This window comes from Cystobacter fuscus DSM 2262 (assembly GCF_000335475.2).
Taxonomy (GTDB): Bacteria; Myxococcota; Myxococcia; order Myxococcales; family Myxococcaceae; genus Cystobacter; species Cystobacter fuscus.
Map to the genome: position 1 here is coordinate 1 of NZ_ANAH02000069.1, position 26,751 is coordinate 26,751.

23 protein-coding genes are annotated in these 26,751 nt (G+C 68.0%); 14 read left to right on the plus strand and 9 right to left on the minus strand.

Annotation, left to right across the window (positions count from 1 at the left end):
• Positions 1–782 precede the first annotated feature (782 nt).
• Positions 783–1,157, plus strand: a complete 375-nt coding sequence (locus D187_RS44825) for a YccF domain-containing protein (RefSeq protein WP_043435028.1) — start codon at positions 783–785, stop codon at positions 1,155–1,157.
• A 6-nt stretch (positions 1,158–1,163) separates the two neighbouring features.
• On the opposite strand, the gene D187_RS44830 is transcribed toward D187_RS44825, so the two are convergent.
• Positions 1,164–1,763 carry a hypothetical protein gene (locus D187_RS44830; RefSeq protein ID WP_002628415.1) on the minus strand — a complete coding sequence of 200 codons (600 nt, stop codon included), beginning with the start codon at positions 1,761–1,763 and terminating at the stop codon, positions 1,164–1,166.
• 206 nt (positions 1,764–1,969) lie between these two features.
• On the opposite strand from D187_RS44830, the gene D187_RS44835 reads away from it, so the two are divergent.
• The 3 genes from D187_RS44835 to D187_RS44845 all read left to right on the plus strand — a co-directional run bounded on the left by D187_RS44835 (position 1,970) and on the right by D187_RS44845 (position 7,577).
• Positions 1,970–4,723 carry a beta-propeller fold lactonase family protein gene (locus D187_RS44835; RefSeq protein WP_002628414.1) on the plus strand — a complete coding sequence of 918 codons (2,754 nt, stop codon included), beginning with the start codon at positions 1,970–1,972 and terminating at the stop codon, positions 4,721–4,723.
• An 85-nt stretch (positions 4,724–4,808) separates the two neighbouring features.
• Complete coding sequence (locus D187_RS44840) at positions 4,809–7,052, plus strand: sensor histidine kinase (protein ID WP_002628413.1); 2,244 nt, start codon at positions 4,809–4,811, stop codon at positions 7,050–7,052.
• A gap of 54 nt (positions 7,053–7,106) precedes the next feature.
• Positions 7,107–7,577 carry a MaoC family dehydratase gene (locus D187_RS44845; RefSeq protein WP_002628412.1) on the plus strand — a complete coding sequence of 157 codons (471 nt, stop codon included), beginning with the start codon at positions 7,107–7,109 and terminating at the stop codon, positions 7,575–7,577.
• On the opposite strand, the gene D187_RS44850 is transcribed toward D187_RS44845, so the two are convergent.
• Genes D187_RS44850 through D187_RS44860 form a run of 3 tightly spaced genes read right to left on the minus strand, consistent with a single transcriptional unit; the run spans position 7,562 to position 11,281 of the window.
• Complete coding sequence (locus tag D187_RS44850) at positions 7,562–8,746, minus strand: aminotransferase class I/II-fold pyridoxal phosphate-dependent enzyme (RefSeq protein ID WP_002628411.1); 1,185 nt, start codon at positions 8,744–8,746, stop codon at positions 7,562–7,564. The genes D187_RS44845 and D187_RS44850 overlap by 16 nt on opposite strands.
• 27 nt (positions 8,747–8,773) lie before the next feature.
• Positions 8,774–9,094: a DMT family transporter gene (locus tag D187_RS44855; protein ID WP_002628410.1), complete on the minus strand. Its 321-nt coding sequence runs from the start codon at positions 9,092–9,094 to the stop codon at positions 8,774–8,776.
• Positions 9,095–9,106: 12 nt separating this feature from the next.
• Positions 9,107–11,281, minus strand: coding sequence for a PAS domain-containing protein (locus D187_RS44860; protein WP_002628409.1), 2,175 nt, complete (start codon positions 11,279–11,281; stop codon positions 9,107–9,109).
• Between the two features lie 291 nt (positions 11,282–11,572).
• Between D187_RS44860 and D187_RS44865 the strand changes: the two genes are divergently transcribed.
• From D187_RS44865 to D187_RS44880, 4 genes are read left to right on the plus strand one after another with little or no spacing between them, the layout of a single operon-like run.
• Entirely contained in the window at positions 11,573–12,595 is a 1,023-nt protein-coding gene (locus D187_RS44865) for an NADP-dependent oxidoreductase (RefSeq protein WP_002628408.1), read from the plus strand.
• A 44-nt stretch (positions 12,596–12,639) separates the two neighbouring features.
• A complete protein-coding gene (locus D187_RS44870) occupies positions 12,640–13,335 on the plus strand; it encodes an energy-coupling factor ABC transporter ATP-binding protein (RefSeq protein ID WP_002628407.1) in 696 nt (231 codons plus the stop codon).
• Positions 13,332–13,943, plus strand: coding sequence for an energy-coupling factor transporter transmembrane component T family protein (locus tag D187_RS44875; protein WP_002628406.1), 612 nt, complete (start codon positions 13,332–13,334; stop codon positions 13,941–13,943). Before D187_RS44870 ends, D187_RS44875 begins: the two co-directional genes overlap by 4 nt.
• Entirely contained in the window at positions 13,940–14,515 is a 576-nt protein-coding gene (locus D187_RS44880; RefSeq protein WP_002628405.1) for a biotin transporter BioY, read from the plus strand. Before D187_RS44875 ends, D187_RS44880 begins: the two co-directional genes overlap by 4 nt.
• Before the next feature lie 15 nt (positions 14,516–14,530).
• On the opposite strand, the gene ycaC is transcribed toward D187_RS44880, so the two are convergent.
• Positions 14,531–15,178 (minus strand): isochorismate family cysteine hydrolase YcaC, encoded by a 648-nt coding sequence (gene ycaC / locus D187_RS44885; protein ID WP_002628403.1) that lies wholly within the window; start codon positions 15,176–15,178, stop codon positions 14,531–14,533.
• Positions 15,179–15,405: 227 nt separating this feature from the next.
• Positions 15,406–15,687: a hypothetical protein gene (locus D187_RS44890; protein WP_002628401.1), complete on the minus strand. Its 282-nt coding sequence runs from the start codon at positions 15,685–15,687 to the stop codon at positions 15,406–15,408.
• Between the two features lie 333 nt (positions 15,688–16,020).
• On the opposite strand from D187_RS44890, the gene D187_RS44895 reads away from it, so the two are divergent.
• Positions 16,021–16,734 (plus strand): alpha/beta hydrolase, encoded by a 714-nt coding sequence (locus tag D187_RS44895; protein ID WP_020918710.1) that lies wholly within the window; start codon positions 16,021–16,023, stop codon positions 16,732–16,734.
• An 81-nt stretch (positions 16,735–16,815) separates the two neighbouring features.
• Here D187_RS44895 and D187_RS44900 read toward each other — a convergent pair whose 3' ends face one another.
• Positions 16,816–18,723, minus strand: a complete 1,908-nt coding sequence (locus D187_RS44900; RefSeq protein ID WP_002628397.1) for a M4 family metallopeptidase — start codon at positions 18,721–18,723, stop codon at positions 16,816–16,818.
• Between the two features lie 109 nt (positions 18,724–18,832).
• Here D187_RS44900 and D187_RS56110 point away from each other — a divergent pair, with 109 nt between their 5' ends.
• Positions 18,833–19,006, plus strand: coding sequence for a hypothetical protein (locus tag D187_RS56110; protein WP_155894028.1), 174 nt, complete (start codon positions 18,833–18,835; stop codon positions 19,004–19,006).
• Positions 19,007–19,177: 171 nt separating this feature from the next.
• Here D187_RS56110 and D187_RS44905 read toward each other — a convergent pair whose 3' ends face one another.
• Positions 19,178–20,443, minus strand: a complete 1,266-nt coding sequence (locus tag D187_RS44905) for a chymotrypsin family serine protease (protein ID WP_002628395.1) — start codon at positions 20,441–20,443, stop codon at positions 19,178–19,180.
• A 509-nt stretch (positions 20,444–20,952) separates the two neighbouring features.
• On the opposite strand from D187_RS44905, the gene D187_RS44910 reads away from it, so the two are divergent.
• Positions 20,953–23,223, plus strand: coding sequence for a site-specific recombinase (locus D187_RS44910; protein WP_081714100.1), 2,271 nt, complete (start codon positions 20,953–20,955; stop codon positions 23,221–23,223).
• Between the two features lie 65 nt (positions 23,224–23,288).
• Here the strand turns inward: D187_RS44910 and D187_RS44915 are convergent, their stop codons facing one another.
• The gene (locus D187_RS44915) at positions 23,289–23,687 is read right to left on the minus strand and encodes a nuclear transport factor 2 family protein (protein WP_002628389.1); all 399 of its coding nucleotides are present in this window, start codon (positions 23,685–23,687) and stop codon (positions 23,289–23,291) included.
• Between the two features lie 80 nt (positions 23,688–23,767).
• On the opposite strand from D187_RS44915, the gene D187_RS44920 reads away from it, so the two are divergent.
• The 3 genes from D187_RS44920 (at position 23,768) to D187_RS44930 (ending at position 26,583) form a co-directional block, all read left to right on the plus strand.
• On the plus strand, positions 23,768–24,262 hold the full coding sequence (locus D187_RS44920; RefSeq protein ID WP_051256818.1) for a MarR family transcriptional regulator: 495 nt from the start codon (positions 23,768–23,770) through the stop codon (positions 24,260–24,262).
• Positions 24,263–24,349: 87 nt separating this feature from the next.
• Positions 24,350–24,802 (plus strand): type II 3-dehydroquinate dehydratase, encoded by a 453-nt coding sequence (aroQ, locus tag D187_RS44925; protein WP_002628386.1) that lies wholly within the window; start codon positions 24,350–24,352, stop codon positions 24,800–24,802.
• A 236-nt stretch (positions 24,803–25,038) separates the two neighbouring features.
• Entirely contained in the window at positions 25,039–26,583 is a 1,545-nt protein-coding gene (locus tag D187_RS44930) for an aldehyde dehydrogenase family protein (RefSeq protein WP_002628385.1), read from the plus strand.
• Positions 26,584–26,751: the final 168 nt, after the last annotated feature.

Genomic DNA, 26,751 nt, shown 5'->3' on the forward strand with positions numbered 1-26,751 from the left:
TTTCTCTTCCGTGGGGGCGCGGAACCTACTGCCGTTCCGCCCGTCGTGTCAACTCGCTTCGTCGACTCGTTTTTTCCCGCCCGCCGCTTGTTTGTCACCTGCGTGACAACTTCGCTTCGGGGGAGGCGGCTTCTACCACCACCGCGTTTCGAGTCAACCCCGCTTCGTCGACTTCTTATTTCGCTCTGTTGTGCTTCGCTCGGCCAGAGGTTCCCACCGCCAGTGCGGTTTCGCCTTTCCGTCCGAGGGGGCGCGGCTTCTATCGCCTCGTCCCAGGGGAGTCAACCACCTTCGTCGACTCCTTCATCCCCGCTCTCCGCCTTCGGTCGCCTGCGCGACTTCGTCCGGTTCGTGGGAGCGCGGCTTCTACCACCGCCGCGTCTTGAGTCAACATCCCTTCGTCGACTCGGTATTTCGTCTTTCTCGTCCAGGTGTCCCACCGCCAGCGCGGTTTCGCCTTCCTGTTCGAGGGGACGCGGCTTCTACCACCGCCGCGTCTCGAGTCAACACTGCTTCGTCGACTCTCTATTTCGCCCTTCTCTCCCAGTCGTCACCGCGATGTCGCTTGCGCGATGTCGCCTTGCCGAGGGGCTGAGATTTCTAACACCTTCGTTCGGGGAGTCAACTCCACCCGCGCATTGGAAAGGAGGTTGGGGAACACAGCATCTCGACCGTTCCGGGCTCATCCTCGCTGCAGGCATGGAAACGAGCGCTTGCAGGGCTCGCGCGTCCATGTGCGCCACCATCGCCCCGTGTACACCCACGCGATAAGCTCCCACTCCATGCGACTGCTCCTCAATCTCCTGTGGGTCGTACTCGGTGGTGGATTCATCATCGCGCTCGAGTACCTACTCGGTGGGCTACTGCTCTGCCTCACCATCGTCGGCATCCCCTTTGGGGTGCAGTGCTTCAAGCTCGCCGGACTCGGCTTGTTCCCCTTCGGCAAGGACATCGTCGACGTGCCAGGCGCCAGCCCCCTGGGCTGTGTGCTCAACGTCTTCTGGATCGTCGTCGCTGGCGTGTGGATCTTCTTGAGTCACATCGGGCTCGCCCTGGGGCTCGCCGTGACCCTCATCGGAATCCCCTTCGCCATCCAGCACGTGAAGCTCGCCCTGCTCGCCCTCGCCCCCTTCGGCAAGCTCGTGCGCGACGCGTGAGTGGCCTCAGAACGCCACGCCGAATGCCAGACGAGGCGTGGGCACGATCTCCACCCGGAGTGCACCCTCCCCCGCCGGGGACTCCAGGTCGGGAATGGATCGGTACTGGGCCGAGAAGCCCGCGGCGAGCGTGAACCGATTGAACAACACCAGCGTCCAGCCCACGCTCCCGCCCAGCCCCACTCCAATCCCCCTGCGTCGCACCCGATCCTGGGAGCGAAGTTGGTAGTTCGCGCTCAGCTCGGGGCCGAAGTAGATGCCACTCGGCGCAGTGCCCAACACGAAGAGCCGGATACCCAGGGTCCCCGACAAACCCAGACTCCAGGTTTCCGGTGTGCGGCCGTAGGCGAACTCCGGCGCCACGTACAACGAGAAGCCGCGGCCAAAGGCCCGCTCGTACTCGATCCCAAGTTGTGAGTGCGAGAGCGCCAGGGGATTGATGGTGAAGGTATTGCGCGCCCCCAGGTCCTCTTCCACCGGGGGCTTCGGCTTGCCAATGCCCGAGAACCAATCCCGGAACCGCGTCAGGACGTCGTCCTCCGCTCGCGCCATCCCCGGCGACAGGACCCACAGTAAAAAGAAGATGCTCAGCACGGTGCGATGCATGGTGCGCTCGTGGGTCGAACGTCTCGTGGGGAAGGTCCTTCGAAGCCGCGACGGCCTTCATCATTAGGGCACAGCGACCACCGGCTCAAGGCGCTTCACTCTCCCCCCGCTGACCCGCCATGGAATCGAGCGCTCGGTGAATCAGTGTATCTTCGTCTTTTCACTGTCCCCGAAATCCTACGGTTCGACCCCCGCGAGGTGGCCGCATGGTAGCTCGCATCAAGGCTGTTCCTCTTGTCGTGTCGCAAGCAGCCCTCGCCGTGACGTGGCTCCTGCTCATGGCGGCGAGCACCGCGGCCTCCGCCGCGCCATTCACCCTCTTCGAGAGCGGGCAGGTGCGACCCCTCGCCTTGTCACCCAGCGGCCGGTTCCTCTACGCCGTCAATACCCCCGACAACCGCCTCGAGGTCTTCCAGCTCAAGTCATCGGGTCTCGTGCCACTCGTGTCGATTCCCGTCGGCCTCGAGCCGGTCGCGGTCGCCGCCCGGAGCGATGAAGAGGTCTGGGTCGTCAACCACCTGTCCGACAGCGTGAGCATCGTGCGGCTCGACGACAGGAACACCCACGGCGCCGTGGTACGGACCCTGCTCGTCGGTGACGAGCCTCGCGACATCGTCTTCGCCGGACCGGGCAGGAGCCGCGCCTTCATCACCGCCGCCCACCGCGGTCAGAACGTGCCCTTCGACCCTCGGCTGACCACGCCGGGCATCGGCCGGGCCGATGTCTGGGTCTTCGATGCCAACAGGACAGGTGCATCGCTCGGTGGCGACCCGCTCTCGATCCTCACCCTCTTCGGTGACACGCCCCGCGCGCTCGCGGTGACGCCCGATGGCTCGCGCGTCTACGCCGCTGTCTTCCACTCGGGCAACCGCAGCTCGGTCATTCATGAGAGCCTCGTGCCCAATGGCGGTGAGGCGGTGGGCGGTGTTCCCGGCCCCAACGTCAACTTCCAGGGGCTGCGGGGGCCCGAGGTCTCCGTGCTCGTGAAGTTCGACGGCACGAACTGGCGCGACGTGCTCAACCGCTCCTGGACCGACAAGGTGCGCTTCTCCCTGCCGGACAAGGACGTGTTCGTCATCGATGCCACCGCCAATCCTCCGGCGCAGCTCGCGGGCTCGTCCGGCTTCTACTCCGGCGTGGGCACCATCCTGTTCAACATGGCCGTCAACCCGGTGAGCGGCAAGGTGTACGTGAGCAACACCGAGGCCCGGAATGATCTGCGCTTCGAGGGGCCGGGCACCTTCGCCGGCAGCAGCCTGCGGGGCCACCTGCACGAGAGCCGCATCTCGGTGCTCGGCTCCTCGGGCGTCGCGCCCAGGCACCTCAACAAGCACATCAACTACGCCGCCTGCTGCGCCGCCCTTCCCAACGCCGAGAACGACAAGAGCCTCGCCCAGCCGCTCGGCATGGCGGTGAGCTCCAACGGCACCACCCTGTACGTGGCCGCGTTCGGTTCCTCGAAAATCGGCGTCTACTCCACCGCCGCGCTCGAGGCCGACACCTTCGTGCCTGGCACCACCAACCAGATCCCCTTGAGCGGCGGCGGCCCCACGGGACTGGTGCTCGATGAGGCTCGCGGGCGCATGTACGTGCTGACGCGCTTCGACAACGCCATCTCCGTCGTCAACACCGCCACGAAGCAGGAAATCGCCCACCTGCCCATGTTCAACCCCGAGCCGCCGAGCGTGGTGGCCGGCCGCCCCTTCCTCTACGACGCCAGGAGGAGCTCCAGCCACGGCGACTCGTCCTGCGCGAGCTGCCACATCTTCGGCGACTTCGACAGCCTCGCCTGGGACCTCGGCAACCCGGATGCCGCCGTGGCCAACAACCCCAACCCCATCGTGCCCGTGCTGCCTGAGTTCGGCACCGACCCCACCTTTGGTCAGGATCCTGGCTTCCATCCGCTCAAGGGCCCCCTGCTCACCCAGAGCCTGCGCGGCATGGCCAACCACGGGCCCATGCACTGGCGCGGCGACCGTACCGGCGGCAACGACACCCCCAACGCCCAACCCAACAGCGGTGCGCTCGATGAGGCCGCGGCCTTCAAGAAGTTCAACCCCTCCTTCATGGATCTGCTCGGACGCTCCGCCCAGCTCACCCCGGCGGAGATGCAGCAGTTGTCCGACTTCGTCCTCCAAATCACCTACCCGCCCAACCCCGTCCGCAACCTGGACAACTCCCTCACCCCCCAGCAGCAGGCGGGAAGCGACTTCTTCTTCGACACCACCAGCTTCTTCCATGGTCCGTGCGGCAGCTGCCACCAGCTCGACCCCACCGCCAACCCCCAGGAAGGCGCCTTCGCCGGCTTCTTCGGCACCAACGGCAGCTCGTCCTTCGACGCCGAGCCGCTGTTCCCCAAGGTGCCCCACCTGCGCAACATGTACCAGCGCGTCGGCATGTTCGGCGCCGGCTTCCCCTTCGGTCTCCAGCCCGCGGATCCCTTCCTCGGAGATCAGATCCGCGGCTTCGGCTTCAACAGCGATGGCGCCATCCCCACCCTGTTCCGCTTCAACAGCGGCTTCGACCGCAGCCCCGACAACCCCGCCGGCATCCCCAACACGCCCGAGGGGCTCGCCGCCAAGGCGAACATGGAGCTGTACATGCTCGCCTTCGAGAGCAACCTCGCTCCCATCGTCGGCCAGCAGGTGACCCTCACGGATGCCTCCCCGGCCGAGGCGCTCGCCCGCCTCCACTTGCTGATGGCGCGCGCCCATGTGGGGGAGTGCGATCTGGTCGCCAAGGGACAACTGGCCTCCAGGCCCGTGGGCTTCCTCTACCTGCGCAACGGCGGGTTCAAGCCCGACCACGCGGCCCTGCCTCCGCTCTCCGAAGCAGCCCTCCGCCAGCTCGTCTCCATCACCCGTGGCGCCCTCACCTATACCTGTGTCCCTCCCGGCGCTGGGCAGCGCATCGGGATTGACCGGAACCTCAATGGGGTTCTCGACGGCGACGAGCCCTAAGCCACGTCCAGGAGCCGCCGGGCCCCGAAGCCCGGCGCGACTCCCCGCAGATGCACCCCCCTGGGGGTAACGCCCATCCTCTTCCATGCCCCCGCCCCCCTCCGCTCCCCCGCCCTCCTCCCTGGCCCGCTCGACGCTCATCCACATGGGCGTGCGCATCGCGATCATCATCGCGCTGACCACCTTCTTCAGCTACCTCCACATCTTCAATGCCCTGCGCACCGAAACGCTCGTCCAACTGGAGCGCGGCGTTCTCGAGCGCGTGCAGCGCGAACAGGCCATCTTCGTGCTCGCCCAGGACAACCACGCCCTGCTCAAGCAGGTCTTCGAGGAGCGGGTGCGCTTCTGGCGCCAGGAGGATCCCCGCGCGCCGTTCGACCGGCTGTTCGTCCAGTTGCCCGATGGGTCGACCCGCAGCCGGCTCGAGGGCTTCGATGGCACCCGGATGCCCTGTCTCTTCATCCCCCAGGGATTGAACGTCGACGCGCGGTTGCAGCGCTCGCTCCTGGCCGCCTACGACGTGCTCTCGCAGTACGGTCCCGCCTTCCACGTGCGCTTCACGGACACGTACATCTCGTTTCCCGGCGGCGCGGTGGTGCTCTACTGGCCAGCCCAGCCCACCTGGTGCCATGACGCCACGCCCTCGTTCAACGTCAACGAGTTCGATTTCTACGCCCTCAGCACGCCCGAGAAGGATCCACTCCGCCAGACCGTCTGGACCGGCATCATCGCGGACCCCGTCGCCCACACGTGGACCGTCTCCGCCTCCACGCCCGTCGATCTGGACGGCCAGCACACCGCGACCCTCACCCACGACATCCTCATCGAACAGTTGCTCGAGCGCACCATCAACGAGCATCTGCCGAGCGCCTACAACATGCTCCTGCGCGACAATGGGGAACTGCTCGCCCACCCCGCGATGAAGATGAACACCGGCGCGTCAGGCGTCTCGCTCGCCGAGTTCAACCCCGCCCCGTACCAGAAGCACGTGAAGTCCATCCTGGAGGCCATCCGACGCTCGCCCGAGCAGCTCATCAAGCGCCTGCCCGAATCCAATGAGTACGCCGCCACGGCCCCGCTCAAGGGGCCCGGGTGGATCTTCGTGACGATCCTGCCCGAACACGCCGTCTCCTCGACCGCCCTGGGCGTGGCGCGCTACATCCTGGCGTTCGGCGTGCTGTCGCTGCTCCTGGAGCTCGGCATCATGTACTGGGTGCTCAAGCAGCAGATCTCCCGCCCCCTGTTGGCCTTCACCCAGGCCACCGACCAGCTGGCGGGCGGTGACTTCCAGGTCGGGTTGGATCTCTCCCGCAGCGACGAGCTGGGGCGGCTCGCGCACGCGTTCCAGCGCATGGCCAGTGAGCTCCAACGGCGAGAGGAGGCCTTGCGGCAGGCCAACGAGGGGCTGGAACAGCGCGTGGAGTCGCGCACCCGGGAGCTCCAGGCCGTCCATCGGCAACTGGTCGACACCGCGCGGCAGGTGGGCCGGGCCGAGGTCGCCACCAACGTCCTGCACAACGTGGGCAACGTGCTCAACAGCGTGCACACCTCGGCGCTGATGGCCCGTGAGCGGCTCGCGGGGCTGAAGCTCGAGAGCGTGGAGCGCGTGGTGGGCCTGTTCCAGGCGCATCAGGAAGACCTCGCGACCTTCCTCACCCAGGACGAGCGCGGCCGCAGCGTACTGCCCTTCCTCAGCCAGCTGGGCAAGCACATGCAGGAGGAGCGTCAGGAAATCCATGCCCTGCTCAACGACGTCAACCGGTACACCGAGCACATCGGCGCCATCGTCAAGTTGCAGCAGCAGTACGCCCGGAATCCCCAGCACATCTACGAGCCGGTCGACCTGGCGGAGTTGGTGGAGGATGCCCTGCGCATCAACGATGCCGCGCTCGGCCGGCATTCCGTCCGGGTGGAACGCCAGTTCGAAGCGCTCCCCCCGGTGGTGACCGAGAAGCACAAGGTGTTGATGATCCTCGTCAACCTCATCAGCAACGCCAAGTACGCCGTGGAGTCCGTACCCGAGCAGGAGCGGTGTGTGACCGTGCGACTGCAACGCCCCAACGCCGAGCGGATCCAGCTCTCCGTGCAGGACAATGGGGTGGGAATCCCGTCCGAGATGCTCACGCGAATCTTCCAACATGGCTTCACCACTCGCGAGGGCGGACACGGCTTCGGCCTGCACTCCAGCGCCTTGGCGGCCCAGGAAATGGGCGGCTCGCTGCTGGCTCGCAGCGACGGACCCGCTCAGGGGGCCACGTTCATCCTCGATCTGCCCCTCCAACCGCAAACCGGACGCCAGGACACTCCTAAAGAAAATAGCGGTGCCTGAAGCGTCCATCTCTGCTTTGTATCCACCCGAGTGCACGGAAAGGGATCACGACCCATGTCGGACAAGACCATCATCATCGAGGGACTCGAAGCGCTGCGAGCGGCGGTGGGACGCAAGCTCGGCAACTCCGAGTGGAAGACGCTCACGGACGCGGAGATCGCGCGCTTCGCCGAGGCCACGGGTGACTTGCAGTGGATCCACCTGGACCGCGAGCGCTGCGCGCGCGAGTCGCCCTTCGGCGTGCCCGTGGCCCATGGCTACTACACCGTCTCGCGCATCGCCGGCCTGATCTTCGAGGCCCTCGAGGTGCGTGGCTTCTCGCTCGTACTCAACTACGGCCTCAACAAGGTGCGCTTCCCCGCCCCCCTCAAGTCCGGCGCCCGCTACCGGCTGGCGCTCGAATTGAAGGAGATCAAGGAGCTGCCCAAGGGGGTCGAAGCCCTGCTGATCGCCACCATCGAGATCGAGGGCGAGCCCAAGCCGGCCTGCGTCGCCGAGGTGCTCTACCGCTACATGCTCGCGTGAGCCAGCAGGCCCGAGCGCGCCACCCGCTCGACGGCCTCCGCCAGGCGCTCCTCGCCTTGCACGAGGGCGAGCCGCACATAGCCCTCGCCCATCGCGCCAAAGCCACTGCCGGGCACCACGGTGACCCCCGTCCGCTCCAGCAGAGCCATGGAGAAGGCGAGACTGGACTCGAATCCCCGGGGGATGGGTGCCCAGCAGAACATGGTGGCCCGGGGCTTGGGGACGTCCCAGCCCACGCGCACGAGCCCGTCCACCAGCACGTCCCGGCGCCGCTGGTAGGTGGCCGCCAGCTCGACCACGCTTTCCTGCGGCCCCGTCAGGGCGGCCACCGCGGCCAGTTGGATGGGACGGAACAGCCCATAGTCCAGGTGGGCCTTCACCTCCGCGAGCAGACCCAGCAGCCGCGCGTTGCCCACCGCGTACGCGATGCGCGCTCCCGCCAGGTTGTACGTCTTGGACAGGGAGTTGAACTCCAGGCCCACCTCCCGCGCGCCCGGCGTCTCCAGGAAGCTCGGCGGCCGGTACCCGTCGAAGGCCAGCTCGCTGTAGGCCGCGTCATGCAACACCACCGTGCCGTAGCGGCGCGCGAAGGCCACCACCTTCTCGAAGAACCCCGGCTGGACGATGGCCGCGAGCGGGTTGCTCGGGTAGTTGAGCAGCAACAGCCGGGCACGCCGCTTGACGTCCTCCGGCAGCGCCTCCAGGTCCGGCAGGTGGCCGTGCTCGGCCTTCAAGGGCACCGGATGCAGCCGCGCCCCCGCCAGCACGGGCCCCGCCGTGTAGATGGGGTAGCCCGGATCCGGCACCAGCACGAGATCTCCGGGATCCGTGAACGCCTGGGTGAGGTGGGCCAGGCCCTCCTGCGAACCGGTCAACCCCAGCACCTCGGTGCCAGGATCCAACGTCACGCCGAAGCGGCGCTGATAGGCGAACGCCACCGCCTCCCGGAAGGCCGGTAGATCCTTGAGCGGGTAGCCGTAATGGCCCGGCTCCCGCACCGCCCGCGCGAGGGCCTCGATGACATGGGGAGCGGGAGGCAGATCCGGACTGCCGATGGACAGGTTGAGGACGTCGGCGCCAGTGGCGAGCTTGCGCTGGCGCGCCTCGTCCATGGTGGAGAAGACGGAAGCGGAGAGCTGGCGCAGACGCAGGGGTTTGTGCTCGGACATGGGACGGGCGCCCCTCTACCACGCCCCCTAGTCACCGCGCAGCAACGCCACGCCGCAGAGGATGAGCAGCACGGCCAGCAGCCGCCTGGGTGACAGGCCCTCGTGGAAGAGCGCCACGCTGAAGACGAGCGTCAGGGCCGCCTCCAGTCCGAGCACCGCCACGTACACGACGCCCAGGTCCGCCTGGCGCAGCGCGAGCGCCTGGAGCACCGCCCCCAGCACGAAGAGCCCCAGGAAGGCCAGCGTCGGCAGGGGGCGGGAGACCCCCTCCGAGAGCTTCATGAAGATGCCGCCCCCCGCGAAGCAGACGGCCGTGAAGAGCAGCAACACCATGTTCCTGGCGGACACCCGGCCTCCCTCTCAGTCGTGTGCGGGCTCGCTCGTGCCCCGGCCATTCACCGGCAGGAGCAGGACGAAGGTGGTGCCCCGGCCCAGCTCGCTGCGCACCCGGATCTCTCCCCCCATCTTCTGGATGATGGACTGGCTGATGGACAGCCCAAGCCCCGTGCCCGCGCCCGCGGGCTTGGTGGTGAAGAAGGGCTCGAAGATGTGGGGCAACACCTCGGGGGGGATGCCCGTGCCGGTGTCGGCGATGTCGATGCGCACCCAATCTCCCTCCACCCCGGTGCTCACCCGGAGCAGGTTGTGCGCCGGCGTCCCGGAGCGCATGGCGTGCGCGGCGTTGATGACCAGGTTGAGGAAGACCTGGCTCAGCCGGCCCTCGCTGGCGGGGACGAGCGGCAGCACGCTCGCGTAGTGCTTCTCCACCCGCGCCGTGTGCTTCAACTCGGCGTGGGCCATGCGCAGCACGACGTCCAGACACGCATGCAGGTCCACGGGCGCCACCTCCTCGCCCGCCGTATGGGAGAAGAAGCGCATGTCGCGCACGATGTCCCGGATGCGCCGGCCTCCGGTCAGGGACTCGGCGAGGATGTCCTTCACCTCCGTGAGCGTCTCCCCCACGCGCGGCGGCAGCCCCGGCATCGCCGCCAGGGTCGCTTCCAGCTCGTCACGGCACTCCTGGAGATAGGTGAGGTTGGAGAGCACGTAGGCCGTCGGGTTGTTGATCTCATGGGCGATACCCGCCGCCAGTGCGCCCATGGACGCGAGCCGCTCGTTCTGGATGAACTGCTGCTCCAGCCGCCATTTCTCGGTGACGTCCCGGCCCACGAGGAGCATCCGCCGCTGCGTTCCCGTCACCTGGAGCGAGGCGGTGATGCTCAGCACCACGCGCTCTCCCGAGGCCGAGCGCAGGCCCTGGTTCTCCAGGCGCACCGTGCCGAAAGCGAGCAGATCCCTCAGGGCCTGGCGCAGGGTCTCGCGCTCGTTCTCCAGGCATAGCGATTCGAGCACCGTGCCCCGCAGACGCTCCTCGGAGATGCCCAACAGCCGCTCCGCCACGGGGTTGACGTGCAGCACGCGCCCGTCCTCATGCAGCATGAAGACGGCCTCGCCCGAGTGCTCCATCAGGTAGTTGTTGCGCTCGTGCGCCTCGAGCACCTGGGCTTCCAGGCTCGCCGCGTAGCGCTCCAGCAGCGACTTGGCCTCGCGCAGCGCCGCCTCCTGGCGTCGGCGCTCGCTGATGTCGGCGTAGATGCCCACCATGCCCCGCACGGAGCCATCCTCGTTCTTGAGAGGCACCTTGCTGGTGAGCACCCAGGCATCCTCCGTCACGCCGAGCAGCCGCAGGGGCTCCTCGAAGGACAGCCTGGGCACGCCGGACTCCATCACCGCGGCATCATCCCGGCGGTACTTCTCGGCCAGCTCGCGCGGCAGGGGCAGCTCGAAGTCCGTCTTCCCGATGAGCTCCGCGGGAGACGCCACGCCCATGTCCCGCGCGAACTGCGGATTGGCGCCCAGGTAGGCGCTGTTGCGGTCCTTCCAGAACACCGAGTACGGAATGTGGGTGAGGATGCTGCGCAGCAGGGCCTGCTTCTCGCGCAGCCGGGTCTCGACGCGCTGGCGCTCGCGCATCTCCGCCTCGAGCGTCGCGTTGAGCTGGCGCATCTTCTCCTGGGTCCGCTCCAGCTCCTCGTTGTGCTCCCGCATCTTCTGCATCTGGGCGCGCAGGCGCAGCAACAGTTCCACCTGCCGCTTGAGCCCGAGCAGGATGTGACGCTGGGAGTCACTGAGCGTCCGGGGCCGCGGATCAATGACGCACAGGGTGCCCAGGTTGTAGCCATCCTCCGTCTGGATGGGGGCGCCCGCATAGAAGCGGATGAAGGGAAACCCCTGGACGAGCGGGTTGGTGGCGAAGCGCGCATCCGCCCGCGCGTCCTCGACGAGAAAGAGACTCTCCCCCTCGATGGCATGGGTGCAGAAGGAGATGTTCCGATCCGTCTCTTCCACCCCCTCCAGGCCCACGTTCGCCTTGAACCACTGCCGCTCCCGGTCCAACAGGCTGATGAGGGCGATGGGCGTTCCACACGACTCGGCGGCGAGCCGCACGATGTCGTCGAAATCGGGCTCGGGAGCAGTATCGAGAAGCCCCGAGCGAGTCAGGGCTTCGAGGCGTTGGCGCTCGTCCACCGGCATTTCTAGAGAGGCTACACCCAGAGTGAGCGGCGAGCAGCGTGAAGTCACGGGTTCGACCCTTCACCAAGACGCTCCACCGGCACTCGACCTCAGCGCACCTGATGGACGGTTCAAGTCTGGAACATGCAATGACGCGGGGCGCACAGGCATCCCTCCTGCCACCAACTGCCCACTACTGCTCACTTGAGTGGCATTTCCGCGAGGCATCCCACGCCGTGGGGCATCCAACCGCCCGCGTCCCGGACGAGGCATCGGGCACGCGGACGGAAACCCACACAGGGAGGAACAGCAATGACCAAGGCGTACAAGGGACGAGAGATTCGCTTGAAGTCCCGCCCCCAGGGCGAGCCCACGCGGGCCAACTTCGAGCTGACGGAGGTGAGCCTCCCCGAGCCCGCGGAGGGTCAGCTCCTGGTGCGCAACCACTTCATGTCCGTGGACCCGTACATGCGGGGCCGGATGAACGACGCGAAGTCCTACGTTCCGCCCTTCCAGCTCGGACAGGCCCTGGATGGAGGCGCCGTGGGCGAGGTGCTGCGCTCGCGCTCGCCCGACTTCAAGGAAGGCGACTTCGTCGTCGGCAATGGCGGCTGGCGTGAGTACAACGTGGGCGACGCGAAGGGCTACGCCAAGGTGGACCCCAAGCTGGCGCCGCTCCAGGCCTACCTCGGGGTGCTCGGCATGCCAGGCCACACGGCCTACGTGGGCCTGCTCGACATCGGCAAGCCCGTGAAGGGGGAGACGGTGTTCGTGTCCGCCGCGGCGGGAGCGGTGGGCGGGCTCGTCGGGCAGATCGCCAGGCTCAAGGGCTGCCGCGTGGTGGGCAGCGCCGGCTCGGACGAGAAGGTGAAGCACCTGCGCGAGAAGCTCGGGTTCGACGAGGCTTTCAACTACAAGTCCGGGCCCACCGCCGAGGCCCTGGAGCGCACCTGCCCCGAGGGCATCGACATCTACTTCGACAACGTGGGCGGCGAGCAGCTCGAGGCGGCCATCGGGAAGATGAACAACTTCGGGCGCATCGCCCTGTGCGGCGCCATCTCCCAGTACAACGCCACCACTCCCCCTCCCGGCCCGCGCAACCTCTTTCTCGCCGTGAGCAGGCGCCTGACGCTGCGCGGCTTCATCGTCTCCGACCACCGCGACCAGTTCCCCACCTTCCTGCGCGACATGTCCGGCTGGCTGCGCGAGGGCAAGGTGTCCCTGGAGGAGACCGTGGTGGACGGCATCGAGCAGGCTCCCGAGGCCTTCATCGGCCTGCTGCGCGGGCAGAACACGGGCAAGATGGTCGTGCGGCTCGCCTCCTCGCCCACCTGAACCCCCTGCCTCATCCCCTCCTGGCGCCCAAAAGGCGCTATAGAGTGCGGCCTTCCGTCGCCGCGATGATCCAGCTTCATGCCGTCCACCACCACTTCGGCGAGCGCCCCGTCCTCCGGGGCCTCGACCTCACCCTGTCCGAGCGCCGCATCGGCGTGGTGGGCGGCAACGGCTCCGGCAAGAGCACCTTCGCGCGGCTGCTCAATGGCCTGCTGGTGCCCGAGCGCGGCCGCGTGCTCGTGGACGGGCTCGACACCCGCACGCACGCGCGCGCCGTGCGCCGCCAGGTGGGCTTCGTCTTCCAGAATCCGGACCATCAGATCGTCCTGCCCACCGTCGAGGAGGATCTCGCCTTCGGGCTGAAGAACCTGAAGCTGTCCCCCACCGACATCGCCGAGCGCGTCACCACCGCCCTGCGCCGCTACGACCTGGAGGCGCTGCGCCACCATCCGGCCCACCTGCTCAGTGGCGGCCAGAAGCAGTTGCTCGCCCTGTCCGGCGTGCTCGTCATGGCGCCGCGCTACATCGTCTTCGACGAGCCCACCACGCTGCTGGACCTGCGCAACCGGCGCCGCTTCGCCCAGGCCATCCACGAGCTGCCCCAGACGACCATCGTCGTCTCCCATGATCTGGAGCTGCTGCGCGACTTCGAGCGTGTGCTCGTCTTCGACGAGGGCCGGGTCGTCCACGACGACGTGCCCGCCACCGCCCTCGACGCCTACGTGCGGAGCATGGCGTGAGCCTCGGCCTCTACGTCCACCGCGCCTCCCCCGTGCATGCCACCCCCGCGGGCGCCAAGATGCTCGGCCTGCTCGGGGCGGCCATCGCCCTGCTGCTCTTCTCCTCGCCACCCGTGCTCGCCACGGCGCTCGCTACCACCCTCGGCCTCTACGCGCTCGCGCGACTGGGCCCGCGCGAGCTCGCCTTCGTGCTCCCCCTGTCCGCCTGGGTGCTCCTGCCGCTCTTCCTGCTGCAGGGGGTGCTGTCCGGCTGGGACACCGCCACCCGGGCCGTGCTGCGGCTCGCGGTGCTGGTGCTGCTCGCGATGCTCGTCTCCCTCACGACGCGCGCCTCGGATCAGCTCGACACACTCCAGCGTGCCCTGCGGCCCCTGGCCCGCTTCGGAGTGAGTCCCGCGCGCCTGGGCCTGCTGCTCGCTCTCACCCTGCGCTTCATCCCCCTGGTGGCCACCTGGGTGCACGAGGTGCGCGAGGCCCAGCGCGCGCGCGGCCTGGAGCACCACCCCCTCGCCGTGCTCGTCCCCCTGCTCGTCAAGACCCTGCGCACCGCCGACGCGCTCGCCGAGGCCATCGACGCGCGCGGCTTCGACGCCGAGGAGCCTCCGTGAAGACCCGAGATCTCGTCCATGTCGCCCTGTTCGCCGCCCTCGTGGCCGCGCTGGGGCTCCTGCCCCCCCTGGCCCTGCCCGTCATCCCGGTGCCCATCACCGCGCAGACGCTGGGCGTGATGCTCGCCGGCTCCACGCTGGGAGCACGCAAGGCGGGCCTGTCCCTGCTGCTCTTCCACCTGCTCGTGGCCGCGGGGCTGCCCCTGCTCTCCGGAGGCCATGGCGGGCTCGCCGTCTACCCGGGACCCACGGGCGGCTTCTTCGTGGGCTTCATCCCCGCGGCCTTCGTCATCGGCTGGCTCACCGAGCGCGCCTGGCACCGGCTGTCCGTGCCGCTCGCCTTCGCCATCAACGTGCTGGGGGGAATCGGCGTCATCTACGCCGTGGGCATCCCCTGGCTGGCGGCCTCCGCGGGGCTGCCGCTTCCCAAGGCCGCGTGGGGCTCCCTGCTCTTCCTCCCCGGGGACTGCGTGAAGGCGGCCTTCGCCGCCTCCACCGCCGTGACCCTCAAGCGGGCCTGGCCCCTGATCCAGCCGCGTAGGGCCGCCGAGCCACCCGCTCCCCGGCCCTGACTCCGGGCGTCCTCCTCAAGGCATGGCCTTGGGCGCGGTATTGACCGCCTTGAACGTGTTGTAGCTGGTGATCAGGTTGCGGTAGTCGGGGATGTGGTTGGAGAACAGGGTCCCCAGACCCTCGACGTCCCGGCGCCAGTCGCGGTGCAGCTCACAGGCGACGCCGAACCACGTCATGAGCTGCGCGCCCGCCTCGGACATCCGGTTCCACGCGGAGTGGCGCACCACCTCGTTGAACGTCCCGGAGGCATCGGTCACGACGAACACCTCGAAGCCCTCCGCGATGGCCGACAGCGTCGGGAAGGCGACGCAGACCTCCGTCACCACGCCCGCGATGATGAGCTGCTTGCGCCCGGTGGCCTTCACCGCCTTGACGAAGTCCTCGTTGTCCCAGGCGTTGATCTGCCCGGGGCGCGGAATGAAGGGCGCCTTGGGGAACTTCTCCTTCAGCTCCGGCATCAGCGGACCGTTGGGGCCGTCCTCGAAGCTGGTCGTCAGGATGGTGGGAAGCTTGAAGTAGGCCGCGAGGTCGGCCAGGGCGAGCACGTTGTTCTTGAACTGGTCCGGGCTGAAATCACGGACCAGCGACAGCAGACCGGCCTGATGGTCCACCAGCAGAACCGCCGCGTTGTTGATGTCGAGACGGCTGTAGGGCTTGCTCATGGTCTTGTCCTCTGTGTGCGCTTGATGCGCGGTGATGGCGTCAACGAAAGGGTTGGGCGGGGTGTACGAAACCCCGATGGAGAGGGGCTGGCCCGCTGGACTGGCCCCCCGGTCAGCGACCGGTGAAGTGGATATACATCTCGAACACTTCACCCATAAGACGGAACCCCTGCACACACTGTCCCATGCACGGGACAATGCGGTGACACCCTCACCCCATCCCGCCCCTACGCATCCTCGTCTTCGTCGCGACGTTCGGGCTCGGGCTCCAGACGCGCTTGACGCTCACTGGCCCGCCAGGACTCCTCGGCGTCTCCCGCGTGCACCCGCGCGGCGGCCTGGTCGTCCTGCGCACCCGTCCACGTGGTGTGTCCCCCCGCGAAGCCCTCCAGTGGGCGCGACCCCCGGCTGGCCTCCACCTTCAAATCCTTCTCCTCCTGCTCGCGCAACCGCTGGCGCTCCTGCTCCCGCTCGCGCTGGTGCTGCCTCTCGATGGGCTCGTCGGCCATTGTGAAAACCTCCTGCTCCAAGGTGCGGTCCGCCCCCCGCGCATGTCATCCAGTGCTCCGCTCGTCCGGCCGCCTCCCCGACCAGCGAGCCCCTTTCGCGCGGGAGGAAGGCGCGGGGCCGGAGGTGTTGCCCAGGGTTCAGGTGGCGCCGGTGAGGCGGGGACCCGCTCTCACGGACCTTCGCGCCGGACGGCCTGACGAAGACAGGGACGACATGAACCCCCTATCCGTAGTGCGCGGAGAGGGACTCGGGCCGTCTTCGCCTGGATGGGCGGAGCCGGAGCCGTGCTGCTGCTCGCATGTGGAGTCAGCTCCGCGAAGGAATCGAAGGACATGGCAAGCAATGAAACGCGGGCGCAAGCCCCGCCCGACGAAACGAAGACCGGCCAGCTGCGCGCACGCCCCCATCCGCCCACGCTCGAGGCGCCCGAGCGGGGCCTGAGGCCGCTGGAGCTCGGCGCCAGGCGCGATGGGCTCCTCTACGTGCCCAAGGAGTACCGGGAGGATCGGCCCGTGCCCCTGGTGGTGATGCTGCACGGCGCGGGAGGCAACGGGCGCCACGCATTGAGTCCCTGGCAGAAGCTCGCGGACGAGGCGGGGGTCCTGCTGCTCGCGCCGGAGTCCCGGGGCCCGACGTGGGACATCATCGCCGAGGACAACTACGGGCAGGACGTGGCCTTCATCGACCGGGCGCTGGCGTATGTCTTCGAGCGCTACGCGGTGGACCCGAGGCACATCGCCCTCGAGGGCTTCTCCGATGGCGCGTCGTATGCACTGTCCCTGGGCCTCACCAATGGGGACTTGTTCACCCACGTGGTGGCGTTCTCACCGGGCTTCATCGCCCCGGCGGCGCAGCGTGGCGAGCCCCGGATCTTCATCTCCCACGGGGTGAAGGACGAGGTGCTGCGCATCGGGCCGTGCAGCCGGCGCATCGTCCCGCGAGTGCAGGGAGCGGGCTACACGGTGCTCTACCGCGAGTTCGACGGACCCCACACCGTGCCAGAGGACATCGCCAGCGAGGCGCTGGCCTGGTTCACCGCCCGGTGAAGGGTCCGCCACCGCACGACACCGGGCGGCGGGAGGATGCCTCGAAGAAGGCTCCCTCCCCCGCCCGGGCCGGAGCCAGACTCAGGGCGTGTAGGAGCCCTTGAGCGAGGTGCTCGAGTACGAGGTGTACCCGTTCAGCATCACGTAGATGCGGGTGGCTGCGGTCTTCGCCGTGATGTTGCACGTCTCGTTGTTGCCGGACAGGTACGGACGGCAGTCGTACGAGGACGTGGTCGGCGTGGAGCCCGCCTTCACGTACATGTCCGCGTCACCCGTGCCGCCGCTGAGGACGAAGGTCGACGCCCTGCTGGCCGGAACGTCCAGGTAGTAGTACGTCGACGAGCCCGAGGCGCCCGAGAGGCCGGTCTTCGCCACGCCGTTGGTCAGCGCGGTGGCCGCCGGGGGAGGCACCGAGGCACCCACGCCCACCGCCGTCCAGGCCGCCGTCACGGCCGCGACGTCCGCCGTGGAGTAGCCGAGCGCCGTGGCGGCCTGCTCGGTGTACGTCTTCGCCTGGGCGAAGGTGGTGCTGGGCGTCATCAGGTCCACGTTGGCCTTGTAGAAGATGGCGCCGGCCTTCTGCACGCCGATGGCCGGGACCACCGTGGTGGACTTGCCGCGCGGGTGCGTGCCGCCGCGGGAGAGCAGCGTGAAGGCCAGGTTGGCGATACCGGAGCTGTAGTGCACGTCCTTGCTGCCCGCGGTGCTGGTCCAGTAGTCCAGCGAGACGCCGTCCTTGAACGGGTCGTACATGTAGCGGAGCGCGTCACCCGCGGTGGCCGGGGTCCAGATGTCGTCGCCCACCATGAACACCGCGTTGGTGGTGGCCCAGGTGCCCGAGGCGTAGCTCTCGCAGTACGCACCGAAGATGTCGCTCATCGCCTCGTTGAGGCCGCCGGACTCACCCGAGTACGTCAGGTTGGACTCGCTCGAGGTCACCGCGTGGGTGAGCTCGTGCGTGGTCACGTCCGCGGACAGACCGAGCATGCCGGAGTCCACGCCGTTGCCGTCGCCGTACACCATCTGGGTGCCGTTCCAGTAGGCGTTCACGTAGTTGGTGCTGTAGTGCACCGTGCTGATGAGCGTGGCGCCCGCGTTGTTGTACGAGTCGCGGCCGAAGTTGTTCTTGTAGCAATCGTAGGTGCCACCCAGCTTGTCGTAGTTCTGATCGACGTGGGTGTCGCCGATGGCCGCCTGGCCCTCGGAGCGCTTGAGCGTACCCGGGGTGCTGCTGCCGTTGTTGGCCGAGTACAGCTTGCGGTTGAGCGCGGTGTGGATCTTCGAATCGCGCCGCAGGATGGTGCCCTGGTACGCGTCCACGTAGGTCAGCTCGTCGATGGGCAGCTCACGGCCCTCGCCCTTGAGCGCCACTTCGTAGGCCAGACGCAGCTTGCCCTCGGAGCGCACGTACACCAGCTCGGCGCGCCCGGCGGACAGGTGGCTGCCCTCGGTGTTGTTCACGGCGGCGAACCCGGCGGCCTCCGCGGAGATGCCCGGCTTGGAGGAGACGATTTCCCCGCCGCGCGCCGTCCCGTTGGCGCTGGTGATGGTGCCGTCCGGCGCCACGTGGAGGAGCAGCTCCTCGTTCACCACCCGCAGGCCATTCATCATCTGGCCGTAGCGGATGTGGGTGACGCCCTGCTCGTCCACACGCGAGCGCTTCGCCACGAGATCCGAGGCATTCAAACGGAACACGGCGGCAATGCCAGGCAGCGCGCCGCTCACACGGCTGTGCGCGTCACGTACCGCGAGTCCCTGCACGGCGCTACTGGCGGTGCCCAGCTTGCCGCTGATCATGAAGGGAAAGTCATTCTCCGCGCCGACGACCCTGGCGGAGGGCAGTGCCGCGAGCGAGGCCTGCACATCGCCGAGGGACTCAGCGGCCTCGTCGAACTTCTGGGCGCCGTCGGGCAGCTGCGAGTTGTCGACCTCGCAGGCGGCGAGGGGAAGGGCGAGCAGCGCGGCGGCAAGGAATCGGGTGCGAACCAAGGGGCGGTCCTCCTGTCCAACGGCGGGGTGCTGTTGGACGCAGGACACATAAGCAGTTATCGGGCCAACCCATAACTCATTGGAATCCCTGCCATGAGGGTTATTCCCCATGGCGGAGTGGAGCATGGATGTCTCACCAGCCCTGATCCAAGATGTATGGGAATTTTGCATCCGTGGCGAAAAACAGCCTGATTCCAAATATTTCCGCCAGTTCACCACGACTGTCCTCGATTCAGACAGTCCCTCGGAAAATGAAGTCTGGTTTGACCCAGACGCCCGGTGATTCGATTATACATGCATTGATTGTCAATGCAACCATTACGCGCGCAGTCCGTGTGCGCTCGACTGACTCGCTTCATCACAACCCGCGCTCCGCGGACAACGGCCGTGCCCAGACAGGCGAGTGCATACGGGGCCGGAGACTCCGCGGGAGTCCCCGGCCCGCGGCTGGCACTCAGCAGCCCACGAAGCCCTGGCAGTAGGGAACGATGCCCAGCTCGTTCTGGATGGAGCCCAGCGGGGCGAACGCGAAGTTCCACGGCTCGGCGCCCGAGCCCCACATCAGACCCGTCAACTGGGCGGTGTTTCCGGACAGGAAGTACACCGGCGAGCCACTGTCACCCGGCGCTCCGTTCTGCTGGGGGCTGGTGGCGATGTAGTTGCAGAAGTAGGTGTGTGGCGTACCGCCCGAGTTGACGGTGGCGCACGCCCACTGGATGGTGCCGCTCGTGGTGCCACTGGAGCGGCCCGTCTTGTAGACGACCTGTCCCTGCGAGGGATAGAGCACCTTGCCGGGCACCTCCAGCCAGCTGGAGATGGACAGGTTGAAGGCGCCGGGCGTCATCGCCACGAGCGGGTTGACGGTGGTACTGGCGCTGAAGAAGGCGCTGTCACTGTCGCGGCAGATGCGCCCCGCGGGGCAGTTGCCCCCCCCGCCGTAGACGGGATCGGTGGTCTCCACGCCCGCCAGGTCCGGATAGACGGCCTGATAGGCGGGTGTGGACTCGACGCCGCCCTGCGTCTGGGTGCAGTGCGAGTTGGTGACGAAGCCGAGCGTGCCGCCCTGGAGCGCGGGGAAGCCGAGCGTGCAGTACTTGCCGGGCGTCTCGATCTGGATTCCTCCGTTGATGGGCCGCCAGCCACCCTGCACGTTCGTTGGGAGGATGGGGCCCACCTCGACGATGTCGATGGCGTCGCGCGCCACTCCCAACCGCTCGATGACCTTCTCGATGCCCGAGCGCACCTCGGCCCGCTCGATGCCAATGGCGACGCGATTCGTCTTCTCATCCACGTCCGTGAGCACGACACCGGCCTGGGACAGTACGCTGGGGGTGATGCGCGCGTGCAGCGCCTTGAGCTGGGCGAAGGTGCGGGTCGCTGGCTCCGTCACCACCCCCCCCGCCGGGATCTTCTCCTGCCCGAACACCGCGGCGATGGCCCGCGAGGCGGCTGGAGCCGCGGAAGCATGAACCAGGCGCACGACGAGCTGACCCTTTTCGTCGTAGTACATGCCTCCGAAGCCGGGGACCGCGGCATCCACCTCGAGCAACGCGTCATCCAGCGTCCGCAGCCGCAGTGGACTGGAGGGCACCTCCGCCCGCGTCGCTACCGCCCGGGAGACTGGCACCACCTCCTCCGCCCGCTCGGGCACGTCACCACAACCCACCCACCACAGCGTGGCACCCGACACCGCCACGCGAAGGATTCCTTGCTTCGACATGTGCTCTCTCCTTGGGGACGAGTGGCGCCCGTGACACCCATCCTCGAATTGTCTTGGTTTCGCCGCGCACTGCTCTTGCCGCGCCCATTGTCGCACAGACAGACTTTTCATGTCTTTGAATACATCCTTCCCGGACGCAGCCCCGCGCCTTGCGAGGCGTGGCGGAGACTACAGCGACCCCCTGACATGCAACGGACGGCGAGGAGCCCTTCCCAGATGCTCTGTCTGTGGGTGCGCCGCCTATCTCTCCCGGCTTGCCTTTGGCGCGGGAAACTACCGGGTGTTCTACAACGATCTGGGCGAGGCCATCGCCTGGCTGATGGCGGTTCAGGACGCGGCCAGTCATTGGATCGCCAGTTGGGAGCTTCACCCCGGAGGTTGATAGCGGAACTCTACCGCCCACGTCACCGGGACAAGCTCATTCGCGGCCAAGAACGTCCGGACAACAGGCAGGCACGAGCGCGCTGTTTCACATTCTGTTGATCCAATGACAGAGTTCAAAACCCACAATGCTCGCATATCCCGTTCACACCTCGACCCCCGCGTCTGTTCTCACCTCGCCGTCGGTGGAGCAATTGCTCGCCCACTACTCGAGCAGCCCCGAGACGAATCAAAGGTTGCGCGAGTTGCATGCGCTGCTGACGTCTGCCCGTCCCCAGGCACCGCTCGCGACGCGCATGGCCTGGATGGAGGAGCTGGCTGGCTGGCTCCAGGCTCCAGGCGCCACGCCGCCACGGCGCGGCCGGCTGGCCCCCGTGGAGTCCGCCGGTTCGGCACGTCTGCGGTTGTTGTTGGAGGTGCTCGGTGAGTCCTCCGCGTGGAGCAAAGCCGTACGCGGTGTCTTCGCCTCGGTCCTCTCGGAGACGTCGATGCTGCGGCTGCTCACCGAGCCGGGCCTGTCCGCGGGCCGGGGCCTCATGGAGGACGCCCTGACGCGGCTCGGACAACGGCTGCTGCCCCTCGCACCGGACGAGCGGGACCTGGCACCCCTGGTGTGGAACCTGCTCCCGGGTGAGAAGGGGCAAGCCTGGCTGGACGAGCTGTCCGAGGAGCACGTGGAGGCCCTCTGCTCCCTGTTGGGGGCGGAGTCCTTCGCTCCGTTGAAGGCGGCGGTGGAGGACGCGGTGGTCATCCTCGCCGCGCGCGTGAGTGCCCGCGGGCTGGCGAGCGACGTGCTGTCGCGGCTCGCTCCCGCGTCCCTCGAGCTGTCTCCCTTCGTCCACCTGCCGCGCGCGTGCGAGGCGCTGCGCATGGCGGTACGAGCGGGCGCGGAATCCTCCACGGTGGAAAGCAGACGGAGGGCCTGCGCCGAGGCCATCGCCGGCTGCCGGGCCGCCACGCGGCAGGTGCTGTGCCACATGGATGAACACGCGGTGTGTTTCGATCTCGTCTACCGGCTCGAGCAACTGGGCCACACGATCGATCGGCTGGAGTCGTTGCTCTGGCTGCTCGCCCCCGAGGCTCCCCGCTCCCTGCCCCGCGCCGCCACCCGGCTGCTCTCTTCCCTGCTCCAGGCTCACACACGGGAGCGCGGCGTGGTGGAGCTCTTCCGCAGCGGTGTGCGCAGCATCGCGCGGCGCATCTTCGAGCACACGGGCAAGGTGGGCCGTCACTACATCACCACCACCCAGGACGAGTACCACCGGATGGTGAGCGCGGCGGCGGGCGGAGGATTGCTCACCGCGGGCACCGCCGCGCTCAAGCTGGCCATCACCTTCGCGGCGCTGCCGCTCTTCTTCGAGGGGCTGGCCGCCGCCACCAACTACGCGGTCTGCTTCCTTCTCATCCAGTTGCTCGGCTTCGCCCTGGCCACCAAGCAGCCTTCCATGACCGCCGCCGCCCTGGCGGCCTCCATGGACGTGAAGGCGGGCGACAAGGAGATGCACAGCCTGGTGAGGCAGCTCGCCTGCATCACCCGCTCCCAGCTGGCCGCGGTCTTCGGCAACCTCGGCGCGGTGGTGACCACCGTCACCCTCCTGGGGGGGGTGCTCCAGGCGATCCGGGGCCGGCCCCTGCTGGAGGTGCACGAGGCGGAGTACGTGGTGCGCTCGCTCCACCCGTTCAAGAGCGCCACGCTCCTCTACGCCGCCTTCACGGGCGTGCTGTTGTGGTGCTCGAGCGTCTTCGGCGGCTGGCTGGAGAACTGGGTGCACTACCGGCGCCTGCCCGAGGCACTCGCGCGCCACCACGGGCTGCGCGCCTGGCTGGGCGAGGCCCGGGCCCAGCGGCTGGGCAGGGCCATCGCGCACCACGCGTGCGGCCTGGGCGCCAATGTCAGCCTCGGCCTGCTGCTGGGCATGACCCCCGCGGTGTGCCGCTTCTTCGGCCTGCCGCTGGACGTGCGGCACGTCACGCTCAGTGCCGGCACGCTCGCCTTCGCCGGCGTGACGCTGGGTGCCGAGCGGCTCTTGGAGCCGGCCTTCCTCTGGGCGGTGACGGGCATCCTCCTGGTCGGAGTGTTCAACCTGACCGTGAGCTTCTCCCTGGGCCTCTCCGCGGCGGTGCATGCACGAGGACTCGCCCCGGTGGGCTTCCTGCGCCTGGCGTGCGCGGTCCTCACGGGGGGCATCCGCTCGCTCTCCGACTTCATCCTCCCGCCCCGGCCCCCGCTCTTGCCGGCGCAACCGCCCTCCTCGCGCTACAGCGTGCGCTCCGCGGAGCGCACGCGCACCCTCTCCGGCAAGCACGGCGCGGGGCATGAGGGGCACGAGCTGCCGGCGCTGCTCGCCCGGGAGCCGGCCCCGCCGGACGGCTCGGGTTCCACCGCGACAGGCCATTGAGCCGCGAGCGCGCCACTCCGGCCAGTTCCTCCCGGAGCGCGCGCGGCCCATGACTCCGTGGACACTCAGAACGGCTCGAAGCAGTCGTAGTTGTGCTGCGAGGAGATGCGGTGGTCGCGGAAGGTGAGGAACACGGCGAACGAGGCGCGCATCGTGCCTCCCGCTGGCAGCGAGCCCACCGGCACCTCGAGCGTGCCGCTCCATTCGAGCTCGAGGGCCACCTGGTCCCCCAGCGCCAACGCGTTCTTCACCTCGTAGCGCTGGGCGGACACCACCTTCTGGCCCCGTTCCGCCGCCTCGAGCAGGGCCCTCAAGTCCCTCGTCGCTCCCTGGGGGACGAGCCGGTTGGGGTACTCCCGCTGCGTCACCTCGGGGTGGAAGAAGGCGCTCAGCGCCTCTCCGGTCGCCCCCTCCTCGATGGCACGGAGGTAGCGGCGCGCGAAGTCGAGATTCGTCGTGGACATGGTGTTCTCCCTTCGTTTTCACAACCCAGGTTGTACAACCCAGATTGCACAACCTGGGTTGTGGATGCAAGGGTCTTCCCATGTCACGCCGCCAGGAAGCCGCCCCCGTGCAGCCCGAGTCCCTGGATCTGGGACACCTCGCCCTCTTCGTGGGGATGAGGGTGAACGACCTCGTGCTCGAGGAGATTCACGCGGCGGGCTTCACGGGCCTGCGCCAGGCGCATGGGTTCGTCTTCCAGCACCTGCTGGGAGGTGCCCGATCGATCAGCGAGCTCGCGGCGCTGCTCGAGGTGACCCAGCAGGCCGCGTCGAAGACGATCGCCGAGCTCGAGAAGCTGGGCTACGTCGAGGAGACGCGGTCCGAGGACGCGCGCGTGCGGCGGGTGCGCCTGTCCTCACGTGGACAGGCCGCCGTCGACAAGAGTCGTGCGGCGCGGGCCGGGCTCGAGGAGCGTCTGCGACGGGACCATGGGAGCCGCGCGGTGGAGGAGGCCCGGAAGCTCCTGGCGAGCGCGCTCGACTCCCTCGGGGGCACGCAAGCCGTGCGTGCCCGGAAGGTCCGCTCGCCCCGCTGAGCGGACGAGTCCCTCCGCCCCAGGGGCAATGGTTCCTCCCGGTGTCTCCGTAGTACGGCACCCACGGGTCCTCGAGAAGGAGACACCGTGGCGCGAATCCTGGTCATCCATGGTCCGAACCTGAACCTGCTCGGAAGACGGGAGCGGGACATCTACGGCTCGGACACCCTGGCGGAGATCAACCACGTGCTGACGGAGGCCGCACGGCGGCACTCGGTCGAGCTGGAGTTCTTCCAGAGCAACCACGAGGGCGCCCTCATCGACAAGATCCAGGGGGCGCTGGAGACCGCCCGGGGCATCCTCATCAACCCGGGAGGCCTCACCCACTACAGCATCGCCCTCCGAGATGCCTTGAGCGCGGTGGCCCTGCCCACCGTCGAGGTCCACCTGTCCAACATCCACGCCCGAGAGGATTTCCGCGGCCACACGGTGATCGCGCCCGTGTGTATCGGACAGGTCGGCGGGTTTGGAAAGCAGAGCTATGTGCTGGGGTTGATGGGACTGGTGAGTCACCTCGAGCAGAACGGGCGCCTCGCCTGAAGCGGCCCCACACTCGAGCGATCGGGTCCACGCGCGACCGAGAACACATCCGCCACCCTGGCCGGTCCCCTCGAGCACGGCATGCGAGGCCGCCCCTCCCCTCGTGACGGACCCCGTCCGCCATCGTCCATGGGGGTGCCTTGCGACGCACGCACACACGTCACAACTCTGACGCACGACGTCGGACTGTGCGTGAAGCCATTCGTCTTGATCGTGCCGCGTCCTGGAGGTGCCCTGTGCCCAAGTCCTTGATTGCTTCCGCTGAGTGGTCCCTCCTGCTGTCTCGCCTGCGCGCGCTCGCACCCGAGGCATTCGACAGCCAGGGCCGCGTGCTCAACCTGATTGCTCGCGAGTGGGGCAATCCGGGCCACGGCAAGCCCTATCTCTCTCCGGTGGACGGCTCCCAGCTGGGATTGCTGCCCATGATCGACCTGACCACCGCCACGCACGCGGTGGCCTCCGCCGCCGAGGAGGCCGAGGAGTGGGCCCGGGTGGACCTCGACACGCGCAAGGAGCGTGTGAGCGCCTGTCTGGACCTGCTGCGCGAGAACCATGAGCTGCTCGCCCTGCTTCTCACGTGGGAGATCGGCAAGCCCGTGCCCCAGTCGCGCGTCAGCGTGGAGCGGTGCATCTCCGGCGTGAAGTGGTACATGGAGAACATCGAGTCGATGATGGCGGGCCGCGAGCCGCTCGGGCTCATCTCCAACATCGCCTCGTGGAACTACCCCATGTCGGTGTTGATGCACGCCACGCTGGTCCAGGTGCTCGCGGGCAACGCCGTCATCGCCAAGTCACCCACGGATGGGGGCCTCCTGGCCCTCACCCTCGCGATGGCCTTCGCCCGCCGCTGCGGGCTCCCGATGTCGTTCGTGAGCGGCTCGGGAGGCAAGCTCAGCGAGGCCCTGGTGCGAGACCCCCACATCGCCTGCCTGTCCTTCGTGGGTGGCAAGGTCAACGGGCGCGACATCGCCGCGAGCCTCTATGATCGCAAGAAGCGCTACATGCTGGAGATGGAGGGGGTCAACACCTACGGCATCTGGCGCTTCAGTGACTGGAATCAACTGGCGAAGCAGCTCAAGAAGGGCTTCGAGTATGGCAAGCAGCGCTGCACGGCCTACCCGCGGTTCGTGGTGGAGCGCGGCCTGGTGCCCCGCTTCCTCGAGATGTACCTGCCGGTGCTCACGTCACTGAAGGTGGGCCACCCGTTGCTCGGGGAGACGCGGACGGCACAGCCCCCCTCGGTGGACTTCGGTCCGCTCATCAACAGCCGCAAGGTCGAGGAGCTGCACGCCATGATGAGCGAGGCCGAGGCCAAGGGAGCCGTTCCCCTGTACAAGGGCCGACTGGAGCCGGACCTGTTCCTGCCGGACCAGGACGTGTCGGCCTACCTCGGTCCCTGCGCCTTCCTCCACGTGCCGAGGAACTGTCGCCTCTATCACAACGAGCCGTTCGGCCCGGTGGACTCCATCGTCGTCGTGGACACGGAGGAGGAGCTCGTCACGGAAATGAACGTCTCCAACGGAGCGCTCGTGGCCTCACTCGCCTGCGATGAGCCCGAGACGGCCCGGCGCATCGCCTCCGAGCTGCGCGCCTTCAAGGTGGGCCACAACACCACCCGCTCCCGCGGCGACCGGGAGGAGTCCTTCGGCGGCATCGGCCAGTCCTGGCAGGGCTGCTTCGTGGGAGGCGCCTACCTCGTGCAGGCCGTGACGCAGGGCCCTCCTGGCGAGCGCCCCTTCGGCAACTTCCCTGACTACACCCTGCTACCGGAGAAGCGGTAGCGGTTCGCCGGGCCCGCGCCCCGGCCTCGTGCCGGCGCAGGCACAGCTCCTAGGGGTCCCAAGTTGAGCACACTGCGTCAAAACTCACACTGCGTCACCCTGAGGGGAGATTCCTCACCGTGAAGCCGTTTACACAAAGCGGGGATGAGTCTAGATGGCGCAGCAGAA